We start from the raw sequence: 10,451 nt of genomic DNA, 5'->3' as shown, positions 1-10,451 counted from the left end.
GCCCGCCGATCCGCTTGTAGGATCTGTAATGCTTATCCCGAAATGGGACCCGGCTGTTATACAAAAAAATATCGTTTCCCCGTCGTCGACAGACCGCTTGGTCATTGCAGGTGGCACTGACTACGACAGACAGGCCATTCGGGCACATTATCCTGGGGCGCATTTTTTGGAGCTTCAAGCGCACGATTCCATAGAAACAGTTGCCTCAAAGGTAGAAGAATATGGAGCCGTTGATCATATTCTGTGGATTGCACCCAACGTTTCCGTCGAATCGGTGACGGCCGAATCCTTGATCAAGGAACAGGTGCAAGGAGTCCTTCTCTTCTTTAGAATGGTCAAAGCGATGCTTCTATTGGGGTATGGAACGAAAAAGCTAGGCTGGACAACGATAACCACCCAAGCTCAGCCGATGGATCAGGACGATACAGTCAACCCGACTCATGCGAGTCTCCATGGGCTGGTAGGCACCATGGCCAAAGAATATCCGAATTGGAAAATCCGTATCATGGACCTGCAATCCGATGATGGCTGGCCGTTATCCGATATATTTATGCTGCCCTCCGACCGGCAGGGACGGATGTGGGTTTTCAGGAACGGGCAGTGGTACCGTCAGCATCTGATCCCATTCAAGCAGACTTCTGGATTAAAAGGACAGACGCTTTGCAAAACCGGAGGCGTCTATGTGGTCATCGGGGGCGCCGGCAATATCGGAGAGGCTTGGAGCAAGTATATGGCCTATACCTACCAGGCCCAAATTGTGTGGCTGGGCAGAAGGCAAAAGGATGCGTCTATCCAGGCCCAATTGGACGGATTTGAAGGCCTGGGACCTGTTCCATGCTATATCTCGGCGGATGTAGCAGACGAAAGGGCGCTGCAGCGGGCGTATGAGGAAATAAAGCAGCGGTACTCCAGAATAAACGGCGTGGTCCACTCTGCCATTTCATTTTTGGAGAAGGGGCTGGAAGATTTAACGGAGGAAGAGCTCCGGTCAGGGCTTTCAGCCAAGGTTGATGTAAGTGTACGCATGGCCCAAGTCTTTCAAAATGAGCCGCTGGATTTTGTACTGTTTTTCTCTTCCATGATTACCTATGTAAAAAACCCGGGACAAAGCAGCTATGCTGCCGGATGTGCTTTTAAAGACGCGTTTGCGCATCGTCTTTCGCAGGATTGGCATTGCCCGGTGAAGGTCATGAATTGGGGATACTGGGGGAGCGGTGAAAGCCATGCCTCCAAAGACGGGCAGCAAGAGGTAGAAAATTACTCCAGACTGGCGCAAATCGGTGTTGGGCTCATAGATCCGCAGGAGGGGATGGAGGCGCTTGAGATGCTTCTTGCCTCACCGATGGACCAAATGGGGCTTATGAAAACAACAAGACATCTGGAGATGGAAGGAATTAACCCGACGGAAGCCGTTGACCTGTACCCGCACAATGCTGATCCGGATCTGCGGGATATGCAGGAAAATATTGTTGCAGCCCTACCATCAAAAAGTCATTTTACCGAAAACTATGCCGCAGAGGATGCTGGCGACCTTCAGGAAAGGGAAATGGAACATCTTCTGTGCAGGCTGTTACGAGCGCAACTTTTGTCCATGGGGCTATCAGGGACAGATCATCAGTCTGCCGAAGAGCTCGCCAATAAGCTTGAACTCCCTGTGCTGTATGGCAAATGGCTGAAAGAGAGTATGGAGATTTTGACACGCATGGATTACGACCTTTCAGGTAGAGATTCCAGCTTGACTGATAGAGATGATGTTTGGAAGGAATGGGAAGAGCGCAAGCGTACATGGCTGCAATATCCGCAGATGAGGGCAAGGATCAATTTGGCTGAGACAACGCTGCGGGCTTTACCGGAAGTTCTTACTGGGAAATTGCCTGCAACGGAAATTATCTTCCCTGATTCTTCTATGGAACTGGTGGAAGGGATTTATAAGAACAATCTGGTAGTGGACTACTTTAATGAAGTGCTTGCCGATACGACTGCGGCGTATGTACAGGAGAGGATCATGGCCGACTCCGCTACGAAAATCAGAATTCTCGAAATCGGAGCGGGCACCGGAGGAACCAGTGCGCCGGTATTTCTGAAATTACGGCCATATCGCCAGCACATTCAGGAATATTGCTATACGGATATCTCGAAAGCCTTTTTGATGCACGCGGAAAAAGAGTATGGGCCGGATCATTCGTATCTCAGCTATCGGATATTTAATGTTGAAGAACCTGTTGCCGGGCAAGGTATTGAGCCGGGTAAGTATGATATTGTCATTGCCGCTAATGTACTTCATACCGCAAAAGATGTTCGCCAGGCGGTACGTAATGCCAAAGCGGTTTTGAAAAGCAACGGATTGCTCCTGCTCAATGAAATCACAGGCAGCAGCGTGTTTACCCACCTTACCTTCGGATTACTGGATGGCTGGTGGGCGTATGAGGACCCGGAATTGCGTATTCCCGGCTGCCCAGGTCTCCAGCCTCAAATATGGAAATCCGTATTGACCCAAGAAGGCTTCCGCACAGCGTTCTTCCCGGCGCAAGAGGCACATGAGTGGGGCCAGCAGATCGTCGCAGCCCAAAGCGATGGCCTGGTTCGGCAAAAGCGACAGCACAAACAGGGATCCATATCGGTAGAGAAAAGAACCGTGGAAACGGTATCGGCGAAACAACCATCTCAACCCAAAATAGAGGCAGTACAAGCAGAGGTGGAACATGTGCTGCGTGAGAAAAGTACGGCTTACTTTAAACAATTGCTTGGCGAGACGCTAAAAATGGAACCGGAAAGTATCGACCCAACGGTTTCCCTGGAAGAGTATGGAATTGACTCGATATTGGTTGTGCAAATCACAAATATTTTGCGTGAAGTCATCGAGGATTTTGCCAGCACGCTGTTTTTTGAGTACAACACCATAGATGATCTAGTAGCGTACCTTCTTCAAACGCAAAAGGATTCGTTGAAGAAGCTGGTAGGAATAAAAGAACAGGAGTTGGACGGAGAAATTTCCAGTGTTGAAGAGGTCCCTGTCCCGCCATCACTTGCTAATGCACCGATGAAGTTTAACCGGGGAGGACGTTTCCTTAAGCCTTCTGACAGCAAGATGAAAAGTATGGCGGCACAGTCCTCCAATGTCAGAGATATTGCGATTATTGGGTTGTCAGGACGTTACCCGGGAGCTCGTAATATCGAGGAGTATTGGAACAATCTAAGAGAAGGAAAAAATTGTATAACTGAAATTCCTGAAGACCGTTGGGATTGGAAGGCATACTTTGACGAGGAAAAAGGGAAGAGGGGCACAATCTATTCAAAATGGGGCGGTTTTATCGAAGGCATTGATTTATTCGATCCGCTATTTTTCAAGATTTCTCCTGCGGAAGCCGAAACCATGGACCCGCAGGAAAGACTATTCCTGGAAGCAGCATATGCAAGTATAGAGGACGCTGGGTATACTCCTGCCAATCTTTGCGATAGTCGAAAAGTGGGTGTATTTGCAGGCGTGATGAACGGAAATTACGGTTTGGGACCTCAGTACAATTCGATCTCCAACAGGGTTTCCTATCATCTGGATTTCCAAGGTCCGAGTATGTCCATAGATACCGCCTGCTCCTCCTCATTGACGGCTATCCATTTGGCTATGGACAGCCTGTTTAGCGGGACAAGCGAGTGCGCTATTGCCGGGGGAGTGAATTTGATTGTAGACCCTATCCACTATATCAAGCTCTCATCTATGACGATGCTTTCTAAAACGGGTCAATGTAAGTCGTTCGGAGATCAAGCAGATGGTTTCGTTGACGGAGAAGGTGTCGGCGCGATCGTGTTGAAGCCGCTGGAGAAGGCCATTGCCGATGGTGACCATATTTATGGAGTCATCAAAGGGAGTATGCTCAATGCTTCAGGCAAAACCAGCGGTTATACAGTGCCTAGCCCTCAAGCTCAATCCTGGCTGATTGAGGAAGCGCTCCAGCGTGCGGATGTCGATGCAAGGACAGTCGGCTATATTGAAGCCCACGGAACAGGTACGGCTTTGGGAGATCCTATTGAAATTGCAGGACTGACAAGGGCATTTGAAAAGTTTACAAAGGATAAGCAGTTCTGCGCCATAGGATCGGTCAAATCCAATATTGGTCACTGTGAGAGCGCGGCAGGCATTGCAGGGGTGACCAAAATATTGCTGCAGCTGAAGCACCGCCAGTTAGTACCATCCTTGCATGCAGGCAATTTGAATCCTGAAATTAATTTTAACAATACGCCTTTTGTCGTTCAGCAAAGGCTGGAGGAATGGAAGCGGCCGATAGTGACAACCGGTGGAATCACAGAAGAATGCCCAAGGCGGGCTGGAATATCGTCTTTCGGTGCAGGAGGGGCTAACGCCCATATCGTGATTGAAGAGTACATTCCTGAGTACCAGGAGCAGTCTGGAACAGGATCCGCTTCCCGGGGATCTGCCATGATCGTGCTGTCAGCCAAGAGTGAGGAGCAGTTGAAGGAAAAGGGGCGGCAACTGCTGGAGGCTCTTCAGGGTCAGCTATCCTCCGCTAGTGTCTCGGATATTGCCTACACGCTACAGGTGGGGCGCGAAGCGATGGAGGAGCGTTTAGCCGTGCTTGTGGAATCTACCGCAGAACTTGAGGAGAAATTAAAGGGGTTTGTGGATGGACGACATAACATGCTCAACCTGTACAGGGGACAGGCCAAACGCAACAAAGAATCGTTGACCATTTTTTCGAGGGACGAAGACCTGCAACAAATGATCGATCTTTGGATTTCCAAAAAGAAATATACCAAGCTTCTGGAGCTGTGGGCTAAAGGGATCAATTTTGATTGGAATAAACTTTACACAGGGAAGGTACCTCGCCGGATCAGTCTGCCCACCTACCCATTCGCAAGAGAGCATTACTGGACTTCTGAAAGCAAGGATCAATTAAAAGCCCATGCATTACTACCACACAATGAAAGCAATGTAGACTTTGATGATATATTATACGGCAGACTCTTGGATGAAATGATGAACGACACCATGTCTGTGGATGAGGCCGCTAGTGAAATCCTCAATATATTAATACGTAAATGAGAAGTTTCTACGTGCTAGGAGGCAATAGGAGATGAAGGACTTTTTTCAATATATGCTAGGCGAGGTAAAAAGCGGACGGATGCAGAAAGAGGATGCCATTCTCAGGATACGTCAATTTCAAGCTCAAATGCCTTCACATGGAATCACGCATAGCGGAGCAGGGACTACAAGGTCCCTTCCAGATGCGGGAGTCCTTATGCTAGAGCCTGTCTGGAAGGAGCAAGTTGCTTTCCAGACAGTGGCAGCCCCTGAATTTAGCCAGCGTTTGGTGGTGCTTTGTGAGCTGGATCATATTTCGGAACGAAGCATTGAAGCGCTCATGAAAGGAGCCCGATGCATCAAGCTGCATGCCAGCCAAAGTGGTATGGATGAGCGCTTTCAGGCCTATGCCCTCCAACTGCTTACGGAAGTGCAAAAGATTCTCAAAGAGAACCTCAGAAGCAGCGTATTGATACAGATTGCAGCTTCCTCGCAAAGCGGGCAGCAGCCTTTCGTAGGACTTTTGGGATTGCTAAAGGCCGCCGAGAAAGAAAATCCGAAAATTGTAGGTCAATTCGTTGAGTTGGAATCTTCAGGTCTGGAAGGCATGGTTGAGAAGCTGAATGAGAACAGCCAATATCCAAAGGATAAAAGGATATGGTATGAGGATGGTAAACGTCTGGTTCTCGGCTGGAACGAGATGAATCCCCCCGAGACAACGGGAAGAGCGCCTTGGAAAAATCGGGGGATTTATTTGATTACGGGCGGCGCAGGAGGTCTAGGGCTTGTTTTTGCAAAGGATATCGCCCGGCGTGTCAGGGAAGCTACGCTAGTTCTTGTAGGCCGTTCGATGCCGGACGAAGGCAAGCAGGCCATATTAGAGGAATTGAAGGCGCAGGGTGCCCGCGCTGAGTATAGACAGGTAGATATCTCCCGGAAGGAAGAGGTCTCCAGACTGGTCCTTGAGATCAGGGAAGAGTACGGAGGCCTTGATGGTGTCCTCCATAGTGCCGGAGTGATACAGGATCGTTTTATTATTCATAAGACACAGGAAGAGTTCGTGGGAGTACTGGCGCCAAAAGTTGCCGGACTGGTGAACCTGGATCAGGCCACCAAGGAGCAAAACCTTGATTTCTTTATTTTCTTTTCCTCAATAGCAGGAATTATGGGCAACCCTGGTCAGGCCGACTATTCTGCCGCTAATGCATTTATGGATGCCTATGCCTCATATCGAAACAGCCTTGCAGCCTCCAAGGAGCGTAAAGGGCAGACGCTGTCTGTCAATTGGCCGCTCTGGAAGGATGGAGGGATGCAAGTAAACGATGATACAGAGAAGGCTTGGAAAAATATTGGCATGGTAGCCATGCAGTCTTCAAATGGCGTCAAGGCTTTATATGATGGTCTGGCCGCTGGTCTAAATCAGGTATTGGTCATAGAAGGTGAGTTATCCAGATTGAGAAAGCATATATTGGAGCCTCAACCGCAGGAGAAGGTACACGTTGAAGAGTCAGCTTCTTCGGAGGTGACTCTTCAGCTGCTTCTGGAAAAAACCTTGCATCAGCTAAAATTGTTGTTTGGAGAAGTCACCAAGCTGAGTATTGACAAGATTGATGTCAGTGAGCCTTTGGAGAGCTATGGCATAGACTCCATCATGATTACAAGGCTCAATCAAAAGCTGCAGGGTATTTTTGGGGAAATATCCATGACCTTGTTTTATGAATACCAGACGTTGGAGGCAGTGGCCGAATATTTTATTGCTGATTATCACAAGGAATGCGTACGGTGGACAGGACTCGGAAGCCAGCAAAAACCGAAAGCTAAGTTCGTCTCCATCTCCGCAGCCCTGGATGTGGCCAGCGAATTATCTTTGTCGACCTTGCCCAAGGAAGAAAAACATCATCATCGTGTCCGCAACACGGCTACTGACAAAGGCCGTGTGGAACACGAGCCAATAGCCATCATTGGTATCAGCGGACGATATCCGCAGGCCAAAAATATGGAAGAGTACTGGAGCAATCTGGAACAGGGCAAAGACTGTATAACCGAAATCCCTGCGGGACGCTGGAAGAGAGAAGGTTTCTACTGTCCCGACATAAAGGAAGCTGTTGAGAAGGGCAAAAGCTATAGCAAAAGTGGAGGGTTTGTGGAGGATTTTGCAGATTTTGATCCGCTCTTCTTTAATATATCTCCCCGGGAAGCGATGAGTATGGATCCTCAGGAGCGAATATTCCTGGAAGAATGCTGGAAGGTTTTCGAGGATGCAGGATATAGCAGGGAGCAGCTTGCAGCCCAGTATCATGGCCGGATTGGCGTCTTTGCAGGAATTACCGGAACGGGCTTCAATTTATACGGGCCAAAGCTGTGGGAACAAGGACACCCCGTCTTTCCGCGCACCTCCTTCAGTTCGGTAGCCAACAGAATATCGTATTTCTTGAACTTAAAAGGGCCCAGCATGCCAATTGATACCATGTGCTCCTCCTCATTAACTGCAATCCATGAGGCCTGTGAGCATATTTATAACGGTGAATGCGAGATGGCCGTTGCAGGAGGAGTCAACTTATATCTTCATCCTTCAAGCTATATCTTTCTCAGTACGATGAGAATGCTATCGCCTGAGGGGCGGTGCAAAAGCTTTGGGGAAGGCGGGAATGGATTTGTCCCTGGCGAAGGTGCGGGGGTCGTGCTGCTCAAACCTTTATCACGGGCCATTGCCGACAAGGACCATATCTATGCGGTTATTCGGGGAACCCGTATCAACCATGGAGGAAAAACAAACGGGTATACCGTGCCTAACCCGGTAGCGCAGGGCGAACTGATCAGAGAGGCTTTTGATAAAGCAGGCGTAAATGCCCGGGCAGTCAGTTATATTGAAGCCCACGGTACAGGGACAGAACTTGGCGATCCTATTGAAATCACCGGGCTTACCCAGGCATTCAGAAAAGATACGCAGGACACGGGGTTTTGCGCTGTCGGCTCGGTAAAATCAAACATAGGCCACTTGGAGGCGGCCGCAGGGATTGCAGGCATTGCCAAAATCATCCTGCAAATGAAAAACCGGAAAATTGTCCCCAGCCTGCATTCCCAAAAGCTGAACTCCAATATAAACTTTGCCAAAACCCCATTTGTAGTCCAGCAGAGGCTTTCTGAATGGGAGCGCCCAATAGTAGAGGAAGACGGCGAGAAGCGGGAATACCCGAGAATTGCTGGGATATCTTCCTTTGGAGCCGGGGGGGCCAATGCCCATATCGTCCTTGAGGAATACCTTCCTGCAGAACAGGATGACTTCGAGACTTCTTTTACCCCTCAAAGACCGGTTGTCATTGTTCTGTCGGCAAAGAGTGACGGAGCCTTGAAAGAGCAGGCCAGTCAATTGGCTGCGGCAATGGATCGGAACGGGTTCTTCGATCACGATCTGGTGGATGTGGCTTATACCTTGCAGACAGGGCGCGAGGCGATGGAGGAGCGCCTCGCTGTGGTCGTTGAGTCAGTGGAGGAACTCAGAAACAAACTTATGGAATTTATTGGAGGAAGACAGAATATTGCACAGCTTTACCGGGGACAGGCCAAACGGGACAAGGAGAGCCTGGATAGGGTCTCAGGGGAGGAAGTGCTGGATGAAACGGTTGATTTGCGGATTCTAGCAGAAAAATACGGCAGAATTGCAGAATTGTGGGCCGATGGTGCCCATATGGACTGGGGCAGACTTTACGGTGATGTCCAGCCCCGCCGTATCCCTTTACCGACATATCCCTTTGCTAGAGAGCGCTATTGGATAGATGTAGATGAAGGAAAGCCCGCCGACGGCGCGGCAGCACACCTGCATCCATTACTGTATCAAAACACCTTCGTACCTTCTGAGCAAAGTTCTAATTCAACCATTAGTGGCCAGGAGTTAACGCAGAAGTATGTCATTGATTTGCGTGACGAGGCAGGCCAGGTCTGCGAGCGCATAAAAGGAGACTCCTGCAAGGAAGCCGACACCTGTGAGAATACACCCGCTGCAATAATGCTACAGCCCTGCTGGAAAGAACAGGCGGCTTCCGATAACCCGATGGCTCCCATCTACGAACGACACGTGGTCATGCTTTGCGAAACCAATACCATTACTGCGGAAGAACTTGGGGCCCTCTTTCCAGGAGTGGAATGCATCACTTTGCAATCCGGCATGGAGGAAGCCGATCGGCGCTTCGAAATGTATGCCGTCCAGGTTTTCGAGAACATAAAAGGCATCCTGAATGACAAGCCCAAAGGCAAGGTGCTGGTGCAGATTGTAACCATGCCTCAAAATGAAAAGCTGCTCTTCGCTGGACTGTCTGGCATACTCAAAACTGCGCAAAAGGAAAATCCAAAGATTCACGGTCAGTTGATTGAGGTAGAGGGGACAAAAAAAACAGAAGGGTTGATCGAAATCCTAAAGACGAGCAGCCGACATCCTGAGGACAGCCGCATCCGATTTGCAGAGGGCAAGCGTTGGGTCCCGGTCTGGAGCAAAGTAGAAATACCACCGTCGGAGACAGCGGGAATTCCATGGAAAAACTGCGGGGTTTATTTGATTACCGGAGGTGCAAGGGGTTTAGGTCTTATTTTTGCTAAAGAGATTGCACGTCAGGCCAGGGAAGTGACTTTGGTACTTACTGGACGTTCCCTACTGGAACAGGACAAGCAGACCTCATTGGAGGAATTGAAGGCATTGGGCGCCAGGGTGGAATACAGGCAGGTGGATGTCACGCGGAAGGAAGCTGTGGTTGGCTTAATTGAAAATATCAGGCAGACATACGGCGGAATCAACGGGATCCTGCACAGTGCTGGAATAATTCAGGATAACTACATTATTAAAAAGACTAGCCAGGAATTCAGGGCAGTACTGGCGCCTAAGGTTGCCGGATTGGTAAACCTGGACCAAGCCAGTAAGAACATCGCTCTTGACTTCTTTATTCTTTTTTCGTCAGGTTCGGGAGTGGGTGGCAATGCAGGTCAGTCTGACTATGCTGCCGCGAATGCCTTTATGGACGCATATGCCTGGTACCGCAATATCTTGGTATCCTCAAAGGAGCGTATAGGCAAAACGCTGTCCATCAATTGGCCGTTATGGAAGGATGGCGGCATGCGGCTTGACCAGGAAACGGAGAAGGCCATGCAGAAGGTGGGCATGTATGCGATGAGGACAGAGACCGGAATTAATGCCCTGTACCAAAGCATAGCCTGTATATCGAATCAGGTCATGGTGATCGAAGGAGACATAGAGCTAGTCAGCAAAATGATGGTCATGGAGGGGCAGCTCGAACAAAGCGGCAAAGCAACTCGTGATCAGGTGAAGGGATCAGAGGGGGCCATCGTTTCCTCCACAGCAAAAAAGGCAGAATCCGGCCGGAGAGAAGATCTGCTGCGTGAAAAGACGGTCCATCACTTGAAG

Annotated in this window: 2 protein-coding genes; both read left to right on the top strand. The window is 49.4% G+C overall.

Features of this window, described 5'->3' with window-relative positions:
• Positions 1-5,059: SDR family NAD(P)-dependent oxidoreductase (locus L693_RS0102440; protein WP_025715905.1), on the top strand; the 5,059-nt coding region annotated here is incomplete at its 5' end.
• A gap of 31 nt (positions 5,060-5,090) precedes the next feature.
• Positions 5,091-10,451: type I polyketide synthase (locus L693_RS0102435; RefSeq protein WP_025715904.1), on the top strand; the 5,361-nt coding region annotated here is incomplete at its 3' end.

Source organism: Paenibacillus sp. 1-18 (genome assembly GCF_000520755.1).
In the GTDB taxonomy this organism is placed as follows: Bacteria; Bacillota; Bacilli; order Paenibacillales; family Paenibacillaceae; genus Paenibacillus; species Paenibacillus brasilensis.
The sequence above is the reverse complement of the archived record's forward strand: the minus strand, read 5'-3'. Positions and strand labels throughout refer to the sequence as shown.